Genomic DNA, 17445 nt, shown 5'->3' on the forward strand with positions numbered 1-17445 from the left:
GGCGGCCCGGTCCTCGTCGCGCGCGAGCGGCCGGTCGACCAGCCGGCCGGCCTCGCCCGCGTTCGGGGTGATGAGGTCGGGGCGGAGCGGGGCCCAGATCGCGGGATCGTGCGCGTCGACCACGGTGAGGCCGGGGCGGCTCGAGCGCGCGGCGAGCGACTCGAGCACCACGCCGTGCAGCGTGCCGGTGCCGTAGTCGGAGACGATCTCGCCGTCGACGCCCGAGGTGGCCTCGAGGGCCGCGCGGGCGAGGGCGCGCGCGTCGTCGCGGTGCACGGATCCGCGGTGCACGTCGTCGACCCGCACGATCACCTGGTCGTCGCCCACGATGCGCGTCTTGGTGGTGGTCCGCAGGCGCGGCGAGTGCACGAGGCCGGTCACGTCGACGCCAGCGGCGACCAGCAGGTCGCGCACGCGGTCGCCCGCGGCGTCCTGGCCGACGAGGCCGACCATCCGCACGGTGCCGCCGAGGCTCGCGAGGTTCACGGCGGTGTTCGCGGCGCCGCCGAGCGACTGGATCCGCTCGGTCACGTCCACGACGGGTGCCGGCGCCTCGCGGGTCATCCGGTCGCTGTGGCCGCGCCACCACTCGTCGAGGATGACGTCGCCGATGACCGTGACGGTCGGCCGGCGCTCGGCGAGGAGGCCGATGATCCCGCGCAGCTCGCTCGTCATCGCGCGTCTCCCGCGTCGGTGCTGACGGAGCCGGACGCGTCCTCGGCCGGGGTGACCGCTCCCGCGTCGAGCACCGGCAGCCCGAGGTGCACGACGGTCGTGGTGCTCATCTCGTCGAGGAGCTCGGGGCCGTAGCCGAAGCCGGATCCGCTGCGGCCGCGGGGCTGCGCGGCGCCGCCGGGCGCGCCGCCGAAGACGCCGTTGACCTTGATCGTGCCGACGGGCAGCTCGGCGGCGGCGCGCTGGGCGTGCTCCATCGACGCCGTCAGCACGCTCGCGGCGAGGCCGTACCGGTCGTCGGATGCCCGGGCGAGCGCCTCCTCGAAGTCCGCGACGACCTGCACGGCCGCGACCGGGCCGAACGTCTCAGCCGTCATCACGGTCATGTCGGCGGTGCAGTCGACGAGCACGGTGGCGGGGTAGCGGGATCCGGGGCCGTCGGGCACGTGGCCGCCGACGAGCGCGCGGGCGCCCTCCGTGAGCGCCTCCGCGACCTGCTCGTGAACGGCGTCGCGCATGCGCTCGTCGACCAGCGGGCCGAGGTCGCCGGAGGAGTTCCAGCGCTCGGCCTCCGCCACGAGCGCGGCGGTGAAGCGGTCGGCGATGGCGGCGTGCACGTAGATGCGCTCGACCGAGGTGCAGATCTGGCCGGCGTTGGCGAAGGATCCTAGGGCGGCCTGCGCGGCGGCCCACGCGGGGTCGACGCCTGCGTCGACGAGCAGCGGGTCGTTGCCGCCGTTCTCGCGGATCACGTGGGTGGGCGTGCCGGCGGCGCGACGCGCGATGGCCTCGCCCGCTGCGGTGGATCCGACGTGCGCGACCATGCGCGTGTCCTCGTGCGCGACCAGCTGGTCGCCGACGTCGCCGCCGCCGACCACGGAGACGAGCACGCCGTCGGGGAGGGCCTCGGCGAGGATCCGGCCGAGCAGCTCGCCGGTGTGCGGGCAGCGCTCGCTCGGCTTGTGGATCACGGTGTTGCCCATCACGAGCGCCGCGCCGATGATGCCCGCGGCGACCGCGACCGGATCGTTCCACGGCGTGAGCGCGACCGTGACGCCGCGCGGCCGGGGCACCGAGAAGTCCACGTTGGGGAGGGTGCCCAGGAGTGCCTTCCCGCGATGGATCGGCCCGAGCTCGGAGTACTGCAGCAGCGTGTCGACGCCCGCGCCGACGCCGCCGAGCGCGTCGCCGCGCGGCTTGCCGGTCTCGCGCACGTTCAGCTCGGCCAGCTCCTCCGCGTGCTCGGCGAGCGCGTGGGCGGCGCGGCGCACGGCCTGGCCGCGCTGGGCGGGCGGCGTCGCGGCCCACGCGGCGGACGCCTCGACCGAGCGGCGCACGGCGGCGTCGACCTCGTCGGGCGTGGATGCGTCGATGTCGCCCACGAGCGACCCGTCGCGCGGATCCGTGATCCGCAGCGTGCCGGGTCCGGCCTCGGTGTCCTCGGGGTCGATCAGCCCATCGATGTCGAGTGCGGTGTCGGTGGTCATCGTTCTCCTCGTGCGGGTCGGCGGCCCGGCACGGGTGCGCGGGCGGGGGGCGCTCGCGCGCCACCCGGCTCGTACCCACTTCCCTGGGCTCTCACACGGGCGTCGGCTCCTCGACCCGGGCCGGGGCGGCTACCCTCATCCGGTGACCGACGCGCTGCCGCTGCCCACCGACTACGCCAGCGTCCTCACGGCGCTGAAGCACCAGGTCCGAACAGCCCAGCTCGCCGCGCAGCGTCGCGTGAACACGCAGCTGATCGAGCTGTACTGGTCCATCGGGCACGTCATCCTGGAGCGCCAGGCGGACGAGGGCTGGGGTGGTGCCGTCGTCGCGCGCCTCGCCGATGACCTTCGCGCCGAGTTCCCCGCGATGAAGGGCCTCTCGCGCTCGAACCTCTTCTACATGCGCGCCTTCGCGGAGGCGTGGCCCGACCATGCCGGAGTAGTCCAACAGGCTGTTGGACGACTTCCGTGGGGGCACATCACCGTCCTCCTCGGCAAGCTCGACGACCGCGCGGCCCGTGACTGGTACGCCGCGCGCGCCGCCGAACACGGCTGGTCGCGCAACGTGCTCACGAACCAGATCATGAACCGGACGCTCGAGCGAGTCGGCGCCCCACCGACGAACTTCGCGGGCCGGCTCGCCCCCCGCTGACTCCGACCTAGCCCGGGAACTCGGCAAGGACCCGTACGTCTTCGACTTCCTCGACCTGACCGACGCGGTCTCCGAGCGCGAGCTCGAGCAGGCGCTCATGGACCGGATCGTCGACACCCTCCGCGAGCTCGGCGCCGGCTTCGCGTTCGTCGGCCGCCAGGTCCACTTCGACGTCGACGGCGACGACTTCTACGTCGATCTCCTCTTCTTCCACACCGAGCAGCTCCGCTACGTCGTCATCGAGCTCAAGACCGGGAAGTTCGAGCCCGCCTTCGCCGGCCAGCTCGGCTTCTACGTCGCCGCCGTCGACGACAAGATGCGCCGCGACTTCCACCGGCCCACGGTCGGGATCCTGATCTGCGGAAGCCGCAACGAGCACACCGTGCGATACGCGCTCAGCCGGGCATCGGCTCCGATGGCCGTGTCGACCTACACGTATGAGAGCCTGCCGGCCGCCGAGCAGCACGCGCTGCCAGCGGCCGAGCAGATCATCGCGGCACTCGGATGGGCGGAAGGCGACGGCTCGCCGTGAATTCGGCGGCGCGGGGAGCGCACGCACCTCGCCGCCCGGCTGAGCGGCGCGGCCGACCCCGCGCGGCGCCCGCCCCCTACGACTCCAGGTGCCCCAGCTCCGGCTGTGCCAGGAACGCCACGACCGGATCCGCCGCCGCGCCCGTCTCGAACACGACGAGGTCGTTGCGGCCCGCGCGGAGCTGCGCACCCGGCACGTAGAGCGTGTGCTGGGGTCCGCGGGTCCAGTAGCGGCCGAGCGCGAAGCCGTTGACGAAGGCGACTCCCTTGCCCCAGGAGCGCGTGTCGAGGAAGAGGTCGGCGGGGGCGTCCAGCTCGAAGGACGCGTGCGCGAGCACGGGACCGTCGAGGAAGCGGACCGGCGAGGTGGGCGCCACGGCGAAGCCCGCGGCCGACACCACCGACGCCGCCATCGCCCCGAGGTCGAGCGGCACGCTCTGCCACCCGGTGAGCGCCTCGCCGTCGAGCGTCGCCGGGCCGATGAGGCCCTTCGCCTCGCCGATCCGCACGCCGTAGTTGACGCGCCCCTGGTCCTCCACCAGCACCTCGAGGACCCGGCCGGGCGGCACGGCGATCGCCGTCTCGTGCTGGTCGCGCTGGATCACGCCGATCCGCACGCCGTCGACCGAGACCACGGCCCGATCGCGCACCTCCGCGAACGCGAGCACGCGCGTGCGCGGCGACGCGGGCAGCTCCACCCGGTGCAGGGCGAACCCGCGGAAGACGCCGAGCTGGTCCATCGACGGCACGCCGTCGGTCGCCCTCCAGGCGGCGGCATCGTCCGGCACCAGGTCGGCCAGCGGCACGACCGCGTCGAACGCGACCTCGAAGGCGGGCGCGTCGCCGCGTCGCGTCGGCACCTCGTCGGGCACGGACCGGTAGCGCGCGATCACGTCGCGGAACGCGTAGAACTTGTCCGTCGGGGATCCGGTCTCGTCCAGCGGGGCGTCGTAGTCGTACGAGGTGACGTGCGACTGGTACGTGCCCTTGTGGTTGGCGCCGTTCGTGAAGCCGAAGTTGGTGCCGCCGTGGAACATGTAGATGTTCACGGACGCGCCCGCGGCGAGCAGCGCGTCGAGCTCGGCGGCGGCGTCGGCCGCGGAGGTCGTGTGGTGGTGCTCGCCCCAGTGGTCGAACCAGCCGTCCCAGAACTCGCTGCACATGAGCGGGCCGGTCGGCTGGTGGCGGCGCAGGGTCTCGAGGCGCTCGGCGGCGCGCGAGCCGAAGGATCCGGTGCGGTGCAGCTCGTCGAGGCTGCCGCGGGAGAGCATCTCGTCGGTCGGCTGGTCGACGGTGGTGAGCGGCACGATGATCCCGGACTCGCGCGTGAGGTCGACCAGGTGACGGAGGTACTCGGCGTCGTCGCCGTACGCGCCGTACTCGTTCTCGATCTGCACGAGGATCACGGGCCCGCCCATGTCGATCTGCCGCGGCGCGACGATCTCGTAGACGCGGCGGAGGAACTCGTCGACCGCGGCCAGGTACAGCGGCTCGCTCCGGCGCACCCCGACGGCCGGATCCTCGAACAGCCATCCCGGCAGCCCGCCGCCGTCCCACTCCGCGCAGATGTAGGGGCCGGGACGCACGATCGCGTGCATGCCCTCCGCGTGCACCAGGTCGAGGAACCGGCCGAGGTCGAGGCCGGCGCTCGTGTCGAAGGCGCCGCGCTCGGGCGAGTGGGCGTTCCAGGCGACGTACGTCTCGATGGTGTCGAGGCCCATGAGCCGGGCCTTGCGGATCCGGTCGGCCCACTGGTCGGGGTGCACGCGGAAGTAGTGGAGGGCGCCCGCGATCACGCGGTGCGGGCGGCCGTCGAGCTCGAAGTCGTCGGCGCCGATGCGGAATCGGGTGCTGGTGGCGGGGAGGCCGGGCATGTCGTGTCCTTGCGTGAGGCGGGGCATGGAGGAGGGGAGGCGCGACTCGCGTCGCACCTCCCCTCGGGTCGATCCGGTGGTGCTACTTCACGTCGACGGTGAAGCCCTGCTGCTGGCCGTACTCGGCGGCCGCCTTGCCCCACGCCTCGAGGACGGGGTCGAGCGACGTGCCGTTGGAGTACGCGGCCGAGGCCGAGTCGCTGAAGATGCTGTTCGTGTACACCTGGAAGGGCAGGTACTGCCAGTCCGGCACCACGTTCTTCGAGGCCTCGCTGAGCACCTCGTTGATCTTCTGGCCGCCGAAGTACTCGGGGGTCTCGCCGAGGAACTCGGGGCTGTTCAGGTCCGCCGTGGTGGAGGGGAATCCGCCGGCGTCGAACGAGATCTGGCGACCCTGCTCGTCGGCCGTGGTGAACTTCGCGAACTCCGCCGCGACGAGCTTGTTCTCGGACTGCTGCATGACGGCGATGGAGGATCCGCCGCTCTCCGCGGTCGCGGTGTCACCCGCGGTGTACTGCGGCATGGGGGCGACGCGCCACTGGCCGGAGCCCTCGGTGGCCTGGGCCTCGAGGTTGCCGGGCATCCAGGCGCCGGTGATCAGCGTGGCGATGGATCCGTCGCCGAGGCCGCGGAACCACTCGTCGGTCCAGCCGGGGGTCTGGGCCAGCGAGCCGCCCTCGACGAGCTGGTTCCACATGGCCGTGTACTTCTTGGCGCCCGCGTCCTGCATGTCGATGGTGACCTTGTCGCCGTCGACCTTGTAGGGCTGGCCGCCGGCCTGCCAGATCATGCTCGTGGTGAAGCCGGCGTCGCCGGAGTCGCTGGTGATGTACTGGTTCGGGTCGGCGGCGTGCATCTTCTCCGCGGCGGCCACGTACTCGTCCCACGTGGTGGGGACGGCGATCTGGTACTTGTCGAAGACGTCCTGGCGGTAGAACATCGCCATGGGGCCCGAGTCCTGCGGCAGCGCGTAGAGGGCGTCGCCCTCGGTGACCGCGTTCCAGGTGGACGCCGTGAACTGGTCCTCGAGGTCCGTGTAGCCGTAGCCCGAGAGGTCGGCGAGGGACTTGCCGAGCGCGAACTGCGGGATCGCGAAGTACTCGATCTGCGCCACGTCGGGAGCGCCCTTGCCCGCCTTGATGGCGTTCTGGAGCTTCGTGTACTGGTCGGCGCCGGTGCCGACGTTCTGCACGTCGACCGTGATCTTCGGGTGCTCCTTCTCGAACGCCTCGGCGATCGGCTTGATCGCGGGGGCCCAGCCCCAGACGGTGATGGAGGACTCGGTGTCGAGGGCCTTCGCGAGGTCGTCGGCCGAGGCGGAGTCGGCGCTGGCGCCGCCGGATCCGGACGAGCACGCCGCGAGCGAGCCCGCGAGGACGATGCCGAGGCCGAGCGCGATGGCGCGCTTCGCCCGGCGGGGGAACGAGATGGACATGGTGGTGCCTTTCACTTCTTCGTGGTGGTGAGGGGTCGAGCTGTGGTGCGGAGGTGGGGCTTGGGGGACTACGCCTTGACGCCGCCGGCCGAGAGGCCGGACTGCCAGTAGCGCTGGAGGAAGAGGAACGCGATCACGATCGGGATGATCGCGAGGAACGAGCCCGTGATGACGAGGTTGTAGATCGGCTGGCCGCCCACGGTCGTGGACTGCGCGTTCCACTGGTTGAGGCCCACCGTGAGGGGGTACCAGCGGGAGTCGCTCAGCATGATCAGGGGCAGGAAGTAGTTGTTCCAGGTCGCGACGATCGAGAACAGCAGCACCGTGATGAGGCCGGGGCTGAGGAGCCGGAGGCTGATCGTGAAGAAGGTGCGGATCTCGCTGGAGCCGTCGATCCGGGCCGCCTCGAGGATCTCCTCGGGCACCGAGTCGACCGCGTAGGTCCAGATGAGGTACAGCCCGAAGGGGCTGATGAGCGACGGCAGGATGATCGCCCACGGGGTGTTCGTGAGGCCCATCTGGCTGAAGAGCAGGAAGGTCGGCACCGCGAGGGCCGTGCCGGGGATCGCGACGGCGCCGAGCACCACCGCGAACACGATCTTCTTGCCCGGGAAGTCGAACTTCGCCAGGCCGTAGCCGGCGAGGGTCGCGAGCAGCGTGGCACCGCCCGCGCCGACGACCACGTAGATCAGCGTGTTGCCGAGCCAGCGGACGAACTCGCCGTTCCCGTACGTCAGCACGCCCTGGATGTTGTCCCACAGCGCGAAGTCGCCCGAGAACCAGAGGCCGAACGAGCTGAACAGCGCGTCCTGCGTCTTGGTCGAGTTGACCAGGAGCCAGAACAGGGGGAGCACGGAGTAGATGAGCAGCAGGGCCATGACGAGCGTGAGCACGATGCTGCGGCGCTCGCGCGGGGCGCCGGCGCTCTTGCGGCGCTTCGGGGACTTGTCCGCCGGGGCGTCGCGAGTGGGCGTGCCGGCGTCGGGCGCGGCGATGGGGGTACCGGTGAGGGTCGACACGGTCAGCTGTCCTTCCGGGTGCCGACGAGCTGCACCACGTAGGCGACCACCATCGTCAGGACGCCCATGATGATCGCGATGGCGGCGGAGTAGTTGAACTGCTGTCCCGCGAAGGACAGGTTGTACGCGTACATGTTCGGGGTGAAGTACGAGCTGATCGCGTTCGGCGCCAGCGTCTGCAGGATGTTCGGCTCGTTGAAGAGCTGGAAGCTGCCGATGATGGAGAAGATCACGCCGATCACGAGCGCGCCGCGGATGGCGGGGAGCTTGATGCCGGTGACGATGCGGAAGGGGCCCGCGCCGTCGAGCTCGGCGGCCTCGTAGAGATCCGGCGAGATGACGCGGAGGGCCGCGTAGAACAGCAGCATGTTGTAGCCGACGAACTCCCACGTGACGATGTTGCCGATCGACGCGAGGATCCAGCTCTGCGAGAGCAGGTCGGGCAGGTCCCAGCCGGTGGCCTGCTCGACGTTGCCGACGAGGCCGAAGCGGTTGCCGTAGATGAAGCCCCACATGAGGGCCGCGACGACCGCGGGCACGGCGTAGGGCAGGAAGATCGAGATGCGGAAGAACGCGGTGAAGTGCAGGCGGGCCGAGTCGAGCGCCAGCGCCGCGAACAGGGCGATGAGCAGCATGATCGGCACCTGCACGACCAGGAACAGCGCGACGCGGCCGAGCGCGTCCCAGAAGTTCGGGTCGTTGAGCGCCTGCGTGTAGTTGGCGATGCCGACGAACGAGTTGCCGCCGATCATCCGCTCCTGGAACAGGCTGAGGTAGATCGAGTAGCCGACGGGCGCGATGAGGACGACGAGGAAGACCACGAGGAACGGGGCGACGAAGCCCAGTCCGGTCCAGCGTCGCTTGTCGCGTCGCATCGGGGGACCGCTCGGGCGGGCCGCGTCGGGCGCCTTCGGCCGGGTGGCCGAGGTCGACATCGTCGTCATGTGCTTCCACTTCGTCGGGGGAGACCTGCGCTGCCGGGCCGTTTCGAAAGGCCGGTCACCCACCTCGGGAGGATTGGGTGTTTGCGCAAACATCTGTGATGCTCGCAACCATGACATCTCCACCGCCGGTCGTCAAGTCGGGTGGCCGGCGTACGCCCGGCGGCCGAACCGTGTCGATGGCGGACGTCGCGGCGCACGCCGGAGTGTCCGCCCAGACGGTGTCCCGGGTGTCCAACGGCGCGCAGAACGTGGAGGCCTCGACCCGTCAGCGGGTGATGGACGCGATGGCCGAGCTGGGCTACCGGCCGAACAGCGCCGCCCGGGCCCTGAAGACCGGCCGCTTCCGCAGCATCGGCATCATCATGTTCACGCTCTCGACGCTCGGGAACATGAAGACGCTCGACGCGATCGTGACGGCCGCGTCCGGCGCCGGGTACACGATCACGCTGATGCCCGTGCCGCACCCGACCGAGGGCGAGGTGGCCGGGGCGTTCAGCCGGCTGCAGGAGGAGGCGGTCGACGGGGTCGTCATCATCATCGAGGCGCACATGCTCGACCGGGCCGACGTGATCATCCCCGTGGGCCTGCCCGTGGTGATCATCGACTCCGACGCGGGCGACCCGTTCGTGGTCGTCGACACCGACCAGGAGCAGGGCACGCGCCTGGTCACGCAGCACCTGCTGGACCTCGGGCACACCGCGGTCGTGCACGTCGCAGGTCCCTCGACCTCGTACTCCGCGGCCCGGCGCGCGGCCGAGTGGCGCGCGACCATGATCGACGCGGGGCTCCAGCCGGAGGATCCCGCGCAGGGCGACTGGACCACGAGGTCCGGCTATCGCATCGGCCGCGAGCTCGGGCAGCGCACCGACATCACGGGCATCGTCGCCGCGAACGACCAGATGGCCCTCGGGATCATGCACGCGCTGCACGAGCTCGGCCGCGACGTGCCGGGCGACATCAGCGTGGTCGGCTTCGACGACACCGAGGAGTCGAGCTCGTTCTGGCCGCCGCTGACGACCGTGCACCAGGACTTCACGGAGATCGGCCGCCGCTCCATGCAGGTGCTGCTGGAGATGCTCGACGGCCGCGAGCCGTCGCACGACCGCATCGTGCCGACGCGGCTCGTGGTGCGGGAGAGCGCGGGGGCGCCGCGGGTCGACGCGCGCTGATCCGCCGACGCCGTTTCGATGCGCCCGCCGCGGGGAACGGGACGGGTGACACGCCCACCCGAACTGGAGGCCGCCCCGTGCCCGTCGTCGCCCCGCTCCATGAGAGATTCCCCGACGTCCGATCCATCGCCGTGTTGCGCGGCGGCGGTCTCGGCGACCTGATCTTCGCGCTGCCCGCGATGGCGGCGCTGCGGGCCGTGTACCCGGGGGCGCGGATCACGCTCCTCGGCACGCCCCTGCACCGGGCGCTCCTCGGCGGGCGGCCGGGCGGGCCGGACGAGATCGAGGTGCTGCCCGTCGCGCACGGCGTGCGGGACGTGCCGGGCACGGATCCGGACCCGGACGAGATCGAGGAGTTCGCCGCCCGGATGCGCGCGCGCCGCTTCGATCTCGCGGTGCAGGTGCACGGCGGCGGCCGCAACTCGAACCCGTTCCTGCTGCGGCTCGGCGCCCGGCACACCGTCGGCACCGCGACGGATGACGCCGAGCGGCTCGAGCGCGTGATCCCGTACGTCTACTACCAGCACGAGGTGCTGCGCGGGCTCGAGGTGGCGGGGCTCGCGGGCGCGGCGATCGCGGATCTGGAGCCGGTCGTCGAGGTCACCGACGCGGAGCGGGCCGCGGCGGCCGAGCACGTGTCGGGCGCGCCCGGCGGGCTCGTGGTGATCCACCCGGGCGCCACGGACGTGCGCCGTCGCTGGCCCGTCGAGTCGTTCGCCGAGGTCGCGCGGCGGGCCGCCGCGGACGACGCGCAGGTGATCGTGGTGGGCGACGCGACCGACGCGTCCGACGCCGCGCGCATCGTCGCGATCGCCCGCGACGGGCTCGACGGCGACCAGGACGGGCGGATCACCTCGCTCGCCGACTCCCTCACCCTCGGCGAGCTCGCCGGCCTGTTCACGCACGCCGACGTCGTGCTCGGCAACGACAGCGGCCCGCGCCACCTCGCGCAGGCCGTGAGCGCCCGAACGGTGGGCGTGTTCTGGTTCGGCAACGTGATCAACGCGGCGGCCTTCGGGCGCACGCGGCACCGGATCCACCTGGGCTGGACCACGCGCTGCCCCGTCTGCGGCGTCGACGTGACCCAGGTCGGCTGGACCGCGGAGCGGTGCGCGCACGACCCGTCGTACGTGGCCGACGTGCAGGTCGACGACGTGCACGCGGACGTGGAGCAGCTGCGGCGGGCGTCGCTGGGGGAGCGCGTGACGGTGTAGCCGCGTCGGCGCGGAGCGGCGCTCAGCCGCCGGCCGCGTCCAGCCGCTCGGTCGCGTGCGGCGTCGTCGCGATCGCGGCGTTCCGCAGCGACTCCGTGCCCGCGTCGAGGTAGCCGTACGTCTTCTCGTGGGCGGCGAACTCGGCGGCGCGCTGGGCCGGATCGCGGATGGTCGACCAGGCGCGCGAGTCCGGGTCGTCGTTCCACGGCGAGTGGAGGACGGGCGCGTGGGTGGTGACGGGGAGGAGGCCGCGCGCGGGATCGCCGTCGACGGAGATGACGGTGGCGCCGAAGCCGGGGGCGCGCGGATCCTGGCGGGAGAGCCGCCCCCACACCGCCTCGTCGTCGTCGGCCGCCTCGCCTGCGTAGACGTGCCGGGCGTGCAGCTGGCGGGCGTCCTCGATGCCGTCCTCCACGCCCGCCGAGCCGAGCATGACGAAGGAGTCGACGCCGAGGTCGCGGGCGGCGAGGGCGTCGGCGGCCATGGTGGATCCGTACGAGTGCGCGATGAGGTCGACGCTCGTGAGGTCGCCGCCGTGCCGGGCCGCGTGCAGCCCCAGGATCTCGCTCGCGAGCAGCGGGGCGCCGCGCTCCGCGTAGTCGCCGAGCGTCGCGTCGACGCCGGGCGGCGGCGTGCGGTAGCCGATCCACGCGACGACGGCGTGGGCGGCCGGGGCGCCGACCGCCGCCTGCTCGTCGTACACGTTCTGCGCGGTCTCGGTCCAGAGCTGCATGTCGTCGGTGTAGGTGCCCATGCCGGGCACGGTGAAGGTGACCTGGCGGGCGGTGTCGAGGTCGCCGACCGCGATGGCGGCGAGCGGCGGATCCCGGTGGGTCAGCGACACGAGCATCCGCTCCGGCTGGGCGTCCGCACCACCGCCCGCGCGGGCCTCCGGATGGAGCGCGGCGCGGATCGCGGTGAGGGCGGTGAGGCGGTTCCGGGCGTCGGCGTCGTCCGGGTGGGCGGCGACGGCCTCCCGCTCGGTGCGCAGCTCGGTGCGCAGCTGGCGCCGGTTGGCCGCGTCGCGCGAGGCGTAGTCGACGCCGTCGAGGTTGCCGACGAGCTCGGGCGAGCTGCGGATCAGCGCCCGCTGGTGCTTCCGGTCCTTCGACGCCCACCACGAGACGACGCGGTCGGGCGACGCGTCCATCACCTGCAGCTCGAGGGCCGGGTGCGCCTGGATCATCCGCTGGGCCTGCGCCGGGGTGAGCGCGGCGTAGCGGTCGAGCTGCGCGAATCCGCCCTCGACGCCGGATCCGGGAGGCGCCGGCAGGATCACGAGGCCGACGAGCACGGCGGCGAGGGCCAGCGCGGTCTCGCGCCGCCGGTGGGCTCGGGTCACCACCGCCTCCTCATCGCGCGCGACGCCGTCGGGTCGGGCGGGCGCAGGTCAGAGCGTAGGCGGTGCTCTCCTCGCGACGGCCATGCGCGGGCTGCACGGTGGCTGTGCGCGAGCGGGGCGAGGGGATCAGCCGCGCCGGAGGGCGAGCGCGTCGCGGAGGGAGGCGGCGGACGCGGCGGAGCTGTCGATGCGCCAGTCCTCCTCCTTGCGGAAGTCGAACCACACGAAGCCGAGCACGTCGGGCTGCGCCTGGAGGTACGCGACGAGGTCGCGGTTCCAGTCGGCCTTGGATCCGCCCGTCTCGCTCGACGCCACCTCGCCGATGACGAGCGGCTTCCCGGGCGCGACGGTGCGGAGCTGCGCGATGCCGGGCCCGAAGAGGTCGGCGGGCGAGGTCCAGCGCTGGCCGGCGACGGCGCCCCAGTTGTAGCCGTCGAGGGCGACGACGTCGACCTGGTCGGCGCCGGGGTAGAGGGAGGCGAGGTCGGTGGATCCCGGGTACGGCACGTTCGGGCTCCACACCCACTTCACGTTGGTGGCGCCCTGGGCGACGACGAGGTCGTGCACGTGCTTCCACGCCGCGACGTAGGAGCCGGGCGCGTTGCCGTTGACGCCGTCCGACCACGGGTACCAGTTCCCGTTCATCTCGTGGCCGAGGCGGAGGTAGACGGTCCCGCCGTACTTCGCGAGGTCGGCGCCCCAGGAGCGGATGTAGGCGTCGTGGTCGCCCGCGACGATGCGCGCGTTCGCGTAGGCGGGCTGGTCGACGCCCGCGCCGCCCTTCCACGGCTCCCAGGTGATGAGGCTGTCGGCGCCGCGCGCGGCCACGCTCCGGAGGCCGGCGATCGGGGCCGGGTGCGTGAAGTCGACGTGGCTCATCACGATGGAGGGGCTCTCGCCGAGGGTCGCGGACGCGGCGTCGAGCTCGCCGTTCGCGGTGGGCCCGCCGGGGGTGGAGAGGCCGAGGCGCAGGCGCGCGGAGCTGATGGCGGGGGCGGTGGATGCGGCGGGTGCTGGGGCGGCGACGCGGGCGGATCCGCTCGACTTCGCCTTCGTGACCGTGAACGTCGATGCGGCCGAGCGGGTTCCGGCGGTCGCGGTGATCCGGATGGTCGAGAGGGCCGTGCGGGGGATCGCGACCGCGGTCGTGAAGCGCCCGGTGGCCGTGGTCGTGATGCGCTTCACGGCGGATCCCGCGGCGACGACCGCGGCCTTGCGCCCGGGGAAGCCGGTGCCGGTCACCGTCACGGGCGTGCCGACCGGGCCGGAGGAGACGGAGAGGACGATGGCGGCGGGCGCGGTCGGGGCGACCTGGGCTGCAACGGCCTGGGCGACGGCGGCAGGAGCCGCGAGGACGGTGGCCGTCACGACGACCGCGGGGGCGACGGTGGTCACGACAGCGCACTTCAGGCGGCGGCGAGTGGGCATGGCGATAGGGTCCTTCCCCCGATGGATGCATGCGAGCGTATGTTCTTCGATGCCCGCCGTCCATCGGATGTCCGCTGAGCGACGGGATCCGACGGGCGGGCGGGGCGGGTCAGACCCGACGGGCGGCGAGCGCGTCGCGGATGGCGGTGGCCGAGGACGCGGAGCTGCCGATGCGCCAGTCCGCCTCCTTGTCCATGTCGAACCAGACGAAGGCGGCGACGTCGGGCTGGGCCTGCAGGAACGCGACGAGGTCGGTGTCCCAGGCGGCCTTGGATCCGCCGACCTCGGACGACGCGGTCTCGGCGATGATGATCGGCTTGCCCGGCGCGATCGCGCGGAGGCGCTCGAGGCCGGGGCCGAAGAGATCGGCGGGCGACACCCACGCGTATCCGGCGACGCCGGTGCCCCAGTTGTAGCCGTCGAGACCGACGACGTCGACGTACGCGGCGCCCGGGTAGAGACCCGCGAGCGCGGTGGATCCGGTGTACGGCACGTTCGGCGTCCACACCCAGCGCACGTTGGTCGCGCCCTGTGCGACGACGACGTCGTGGACGTGCTTCCAGGCGGCGGCGTAGGAGCCGGGTGCGTTGCCGTTGACCCCGTCGGCCCACGGGTACCAGTCGCCGTTCATCTCGTGCGCATAGCGGAGGGAGACCGGTCCGCCCCAGGCGGCCAGCTCGGATCCCCACCGGGCGATGTACGCGTCGTGGTCGCCCGCGACGATGCTCGCGTTGGTGAAGCCGGGCTGGTTCGTGCCGGCTCCGGCGATCCAGGGCTCCCAGGTGAGGAGGCTCTCCGCGCCGCGGGCGCGGACCTGGTCGAGGGCCGCGATGGGCGGCGCCTGCGAGAAGTCCGCGTAGGAGAGCACGATGCTCGGGTCCTCGCCGACCTGCGCGGCGACCTGGTCGAGCTCGCCGCCGGCGGTGGGGCCGCCGGGGGTCGCGACGCCGAACCGGAGCCGGGCGTCGGAGACGGTGGTGGCGGCGCTGGTCGCGCTCGCGGCGGCGGGGGCCCGGCCGGTGGCGGCGCTGGCGGGGGATGCCGCGGTGAGGATCCCGGCGGTGAGGGCGAGACCCAGGAGGAGGGTGGTCGCGAGGCGGATGGAGCGGGGGTGGTGCTGCATTGTGTCCACGTTTCTGCGGATGTCCGCTCCCTGGAAGCTATCCGACGCTTCCCAGGGTGCGGCGCCCGATGTCCGCTCACGGCCGGACGGTCAGGTGACGGTCGGGCGCGGGCGGGCGCGGGCGGGCGCGGGCGGGCGCGCGATCGTGGACTGCCGCAGCCTCAGCCCTCGGCGACCGGCAGGTGCGCCGGCTGCTCGTCGCCGGGATCGCGGGCGAAGGCGACGGACTCCTCGATCAGGCCGATCACCACGTCGAGCTCGGTCGCATCGCGCGGGCCGTAGACGAGGAACTCGGTGCCGAAGTCCTCGTACTGGTGCGGCGTCGCCCAGCCGAGCGCGGTGAGCTCGGTGCCGCGCGCGACCGGCAGGCAGAGGTGCAGGGACGTGTCGTCGACGCCGTGCAGATGCACCGGCTCGAGGCGGCCGTCGGGGGCGAGCGAGGTCCACGGGACGATCGGCTCGTCGCGATCCTCGAGGAAGAGGCCCCGCGACGATGCGGGCGACACCTGGCTGTGGCTCTCGCGCACGCCCGGCAGCGCGAACGCGCGCGCGACGAGCCGGCCCCACAGCTCGGGCGTCGCGCGGTCGGTGAGCTGGCGCTGCGGGCCCTCGTCGGACACGGACGGGCGGGCGCCGGGGCGCGGGGTGGAGACCATGCGTCGAACCTATCGGCCCGCCCCTCCCGCGCGACGTGGCGGCTGCGCGCGGAGAGGATGCCGCCCCATGGGAACGTGGGACGGACCCGACCCGAGGAGCGCGCATGACCACGTACCCGTACGAGTCGCAGTGGGGCGACCTCGCGTGCAACGCGCCGCTCATCGAGCGCGGCGAGAGCCCGGCCGGGTTCTTCGATTGGCGCACCGAGGGGTACCCGTCCGAGGCCGAGTACCTGTTCTGGGCGCGGCACGTGTGCGGGCTCGCGGGGCTGCGGTCGGTGCTGCGGGCGTGGATCCCGGCGGCCGGAGCCCTGCCGATGCACGAGCTGATCACGCGGGCCGTCGCGCGCGGCGCCCTCACCCGGGACGGCGACGAGGTCGGCGGGCTGTACTACCGGCCGTTCGCGGAGTGGGTGCGCGACGACTTCGGGATCGAGGCGGTCGTGCACCCGCGGATCGACGTGCCCGAGCTGCTCGCCGAGGTGGGCGACGGGCGGGTGGTGCTCGCGTCGGTGTCGTCGGAGATCCGGTACCCGGAGCGGCCGGCGACGCGGCGCGGCGGGCACCTCGTGCTGGTGCACGCGTTCGACGGGAAGACGGCGACGTTCCACAACCCGTCAGGTGTCGGGGCCACGGCGGCGGATGCCCGGCTCGGGGTCGCGGAGTTCGCGCGGTTCTCAGGCTTGCGCGGGGTGGCGCTGGTGCAGCCGCGCTGAGGCAGGAGACGAGACGACACGAGCCCGGCCCCCGCGCGATGCGGGGCCGGGCTCGTCTCATGCGCTAGGCGCGGGTCAGCCGCCGATCACGGCCAGCTGTCCTCGAGCTCGTGGGTGATGACGAGCTCGCGGATCTCGCAGCCGCGGGGCTGGCCGAGGATGAACATCACGCTGTCGGCGACGGCGGCCGGGTCGTTGAGGTTCGCGTCGGAGCCGGGCTTGTACTTCGGGTCGCGGTCGTCGAAGAAGTGCGTCTTCATGCCGGAGGGGATCAGCGTGGTCACGCCGACCTCGCCCTTCGTCTCGGCGGCCAGCGCCCGCGTGAAGCCGAGCACGCCGAACTTGGAGGCGCAGTAGGCGGTCGCGTCGGAGACGGCCTTGATGGCGAGCGACGACGCGACGGTGACGACGCGGCCGTGCGACTCGGTGAGGAACGGCAGCGCCGCGCGGACGACGGCGACCGTGCCCATCAGGTTCACGCCGATGACCTTCTCCCACTCGGTGGGGGCGACGTCGACCAGGCGGCCGCAGCGGTCGATGCCCGCGGCGGTGACGACGGCGTCGAGGCCGCCGTGCGCCTGGGCGATCTCCGTGACGAGCGCCTCGGTGGCGCGGGTGTCGGAGACGTCGATGCGGTGCGCCTCCATGCCGGTGACGCTCGAGGTGTCGAGGTCGAGCACGATGGGCTCGCCGCCGGCCGCGAGGACCGCCTGCGCGACCGCGGCGCCGAGCCCGGACGCGCCTCCGGTGATGAGGACGCGGCCGGTGCTGGGGCGGGGGGAGTCGGTCATGGGTGTTCCTTCCGTGGAGCGGATCGCGCCGGGTGGGCGCGGTGGTGCGGGGGAGTCGTGCGGATCAGGGGGCTCAGCCGACGCGCGCGAGGGCGCCGGCGAGCTTCGTGGTGGAGCGGCCCGGATGGTAGGGCACGGTCACGGCCTGGCCGCCCCACTCGGCGATGACCGCCGACTCGGGGAGGTCCTCGGCGCGGTAGTCGCCGCCCTTGACCCAGAGGTCGGGCTTGATGGAGCGCAGCGCCTCCTCGGGGGTGTCCTCGGAGAAGAGCACGACCGCATCCACCACCCCGAGCGACATGAGGAGGTCCACGCGGTCCTCCTCGGTCATGATCGGGCGCTCGGGTCCCTTGAGGCGGCGCACCGAGTCGTCCGAGTTGAGGAGCACG

Annotated in this window: 15 protein-coding genes and 1 pseudogene; 4 read left to right on the forward strand and 12 right to left on the reverse strand. The window is 72.9% G+C overall.

Features of this window, described 5'->3' with window-relative positions:
• A partial coding sequence (locus DZG00_RS03785) for a bifunctional heptose 7-phosphate kinase/heptose 1-phosphate adenyltransferase (protein ID WP_233550075.1) occupies positions 1 to 675 on the reverse strand: 675 nt, incomplete at its 3' end.
• A complete protein-coding gene (locus DZG00_RS03790; RefSeq protein ID WP_119382950.1) occupies positions 672 to 2162 on the reverse strand; it encodes an aldehyde dehydrogenase family protein in 1491 nt (496 codons plus the stop codon). The genes DZG00_RS03790 and DZG00_RS03785, both read right to left, overlap by 4 nt.
• Before the next feature lie 142 nt (positions 2163 to 2304).
• Here DZG00_RS03790 and DZG00_RS03795 point away from each other — a divergent pair.
• A pseudogene (locus DZG00_RS03795) lies at positions 2305 to 3346 on the forward strand (PDDEXK nuclease domain-containing protein).
• Positions 3347 to 3422: 76 nt separating this feature from the next.
• Here the strand turns inward: DZG00_RS03795 and DZG00_RS03800 are convergent.
• From DZG00_RS03800 to DZG00_RS03815, 4 genes are all read right to left on the reverse strand, one after another.
• Complete coding sequence (locus tag DZG00_RS03800; protein WP_119382130.1) at positions 3423 to 5219, reverse strand: glycoside hydrolase family 35 protein; 1797 nt, start codon at positions 5217 to 5219, stop codon at positions 3423 to 3425.
• 82 nt (positions 5220 to 5301) lie between these two features.
• On the reverse strand, positions 5302 to 6654 hold the full coding sequence (locus DZG00_RS03805) for an ABC transporter substrate-binding protein (protein ID WP_119382129.1): 1353 nt from the start codon (positions 6652 to 6654) through the stop codon (positions 5302 to 5304).
• A 68-nt stretch (positions 6655 to 6722) separates the two neighbouring features.
• On the reverse strand, positions 6723 to 7673 hold the full coding sequence (locus DZG00_RS03810; protein WP_119382128.1) for a carbohydrate ABC transporter permease: 951 nt from the start codon (positions 7671 to 7673) through the stop codon (positions 6723 to 6725).
• A 2-nt stretch (positions 7674 to 7675) separates the two neighbouring features.
• Positions 7676 to 8617, reverse strand: a complete 942-nt coding sequence (locus tag DZG00_RS03815; protein WP_119382127.1) for a carbohydrate ABC transporter permease — start codon at positions 8615 to 8617, stop codon at positions 7676 to 7678.
• Between the two features lie 110 nt (positions 8618 to 8727).
• Between DZG00_RS03815 and DZG00_RS03820 the strand changes: the two genes are divergently transcribed.
• Both DZG00_RS03820 and DZG00_RS03825 read left to right on the forward strand, forming a co-directional pair.
• A complete protein-coding gene (locus DZG00_RS03820) occupies positions 8728 to 9786 on the forward strand; it encodes a LacI family DNA-binding transcriptional regulator (RefSeq protein ID WP_233550076.1) in 1059 nt (352 codons plus the stop codon).
• A 77-nt stretch (positions 9787 to 9863) separates the two neighbouring features.
• Positions 9864 to 11000 (forward strand): glycosyltransferase family 9 protein, encoded by a 1137-nt coding sequence (locus tag DZG00_RS03825; RefSeq protein WP_119383160.1) that lies wholly within the window; start codon positions 9864 to 9866, stop codon positions 10998 to 11000.
• 22 nt (positions 11001 to 11022) lie between these two features.
• On the opposite strand, the gene DZG00_RS03830 is transcribed toward DZG00_RS03825, so the two are convergent.
• The 4 genes from DZG00_RS03830 to DZG00_RS03845 all read right to left on the reverse strand — a co-directional run bounded on the left by DZG00_RS03830 (position 11023) and on the right by DZG00_RS03845 (position 15549).
• Positions 11023 to 12342: an alpha/beta hydrolase gene (locus DZG00_RS03830; protein ID WP_119455395.1), complete on the reverse strand. Its 1320-nt coding sequence runs from the start codon at positions 12340 to 12342 to the stop codon at positions 11023 to 11025.
• Positions 12343 to 12468: 126 nt separating this feature from the next.
• Positions 12469 to 13770, reverse strand: coding sequence for a glycoside hydrolase family 26 protein (locus DZG00_RS03835; protein WP_119382364.1), 1302 nt, complete (start codon positions 13768 to 13770; stop codon positions 12469 to 12471).
• Between the two features lie 109 nt (positions 13771 to 13879).
• Positions 13880 to 14893: a glycoside hydrolase family 26 protein gene (locus DZG00_RS03840; RefSeq protein ID WP_119382365.1), complete on the reverse strand. Its 1014-nt coding sequence runs from the start codon at positions 14891 to 14893 to the stop codon at positions 13880 to 13882.
• Between the two features lie 161 nt (positions 14894 to 15054).
• Positions 15055 to 15549: a luciferase domain-containing protein gene (locus DZG00_RS03845; protein ID WP_233549098.1), complete on the reverse strand. Its 495-nt coding sequence runs from the start codon at positions 15547 to 15549 to the stop codon at positions 15055 to 15057.
• A gap of 104 nt (positions 15550 to 15653) precedes the next feature.
• On the opposite strand from DZG00_RS03845, the gene DZG00_RS03850 reads away from it, so the two are divergent.
• Positions 15654 to 16265 (forward strand): hypothetical protein, encoded by a 612-nt coding sequence (locus tag DZG00_RS03850; protein WP_119382366.1) that lies wholly within the window; start codon positions 15654 to 15656, stop codon positions 16263 to 16265.
• Between the two features lie 86 nt (positions 16266 to 16351).
• Here the strand turns inward: DZG00_RS03850 and DZG00_RS03855 are convergent, their stop codons facing one another.
• Together DZG00_RS03855 and DZG00_RS03860 are read right to left on the reverse strand one after the other, a co-directional pair.
• Positions 16352 to 17056, reverse strand: coding sequence for an SDR family oxidoreductase (locus DZG00_RS03855; protein ID WP_043584090.1), 705 nt, complete (start codon positions 17054 to 17056; stop codon positions 16352 to 16354).
• A gap of 73 nt (positions 17057 to 17129) precedes the next feature.
• Positions 17130 to 17445, reverse strand: a 316-nt coding sequence (locus DZG00_RS03860) for a nucleotidyl transferase family protein (RefSeq protein WP_511172837.1), incomplete at its 5' end; no start/stop codon positions are given.

Origin of the sequence: Clavibacter lycopersici (assembly GCF_003576405.1) — a bacterium.
In the GTDB taxonomy this organism is placed as follows: Bacteria; Actinomycetota; Actinomycetes; order Actinomycetales; family Microbacteriaceae; genus Clavibacter; species Clavibacter lycopersici.

What these genes read in the sequence shown, in the direction of transcription:
- DZG00_RS03790 (WP_119382950.1), bottom strand. Translation starts at nt 2,162, where the DNA reads ATGACCACCGACACCGCACTCGACATCGATGGGCTGATCGACCCCGAG.
- DZG00_RS03800 (WP_119382130.1), bottom strand. Translation starts at nt 5,219, where the DNA reads ATGCCCGGCCTCCCCGCCACCAGCACCCGATTCCGCATCGGCGCCGAC.
- DZG00_RS03805 (WP_119382129.1), bottom strand. Translation starts at nt 6,654, where the DNA reads ATGTCCATCTCGTTCCCCCGCCGGGCGAAGCGCGCCATCGCGCTCGGC.
- DZG00_RS03815 (WP_119382127.1), bottom strand. Translation starts at nt 8,617, where the DNA reads ATGACGACGATGTCGACCTCGGCCACCCGGCCGAAGGCGCCCGACGCG.
- DZG00_RS03820 (WP_233550076.1), top strand. Translation starts at nt 8,728, where the DNA reads ATGACATCTCCACCGCCGGTCGTCAAGTCGGGTGGCCGGCGTACGCCC.
- DZG00_RS03835 (WP_119382364.1), bottom strand. Translation starts at nt 13,770, where the DNA reads ATGCCCACTCGCCGCCGCCTGAAGTGCGCTGTCGTGACCACCGTCGCC.
- DZG00_RS03840 (WP_119382365.1), bottom strand. Translation starts at nt 14,893, where the DNA reads ATGCAGCACCACCCCCGCTCCATCCGCCTCGCGACCACCCTCCTCCTG.
- DZG00_RS03845 (WP_233549098.1), bottom strand. Translation starts at nt 15,549, where the DNA reads ATGGTCTCCACCCCGCGCCCCGGCGCCCGCCCGTCCGTGTCCGACGAG.
- DZG00_RS03850 (WP_119382366.1), top strand. Translation starts at nt 15,654, where the DNA reads ATGACCACGTACCCGTACGAGTCGCAGTGGGGCGACCTCGCGTGCAAC.
- DZG00_RS03855 (WP_043584090.1), bottom strand. Translation starts at nt 17,056, where the DNA reads ATGACCGACTCCCCCCGCCCCAGCACCGGCCGCGTCCTCATCACCGGA.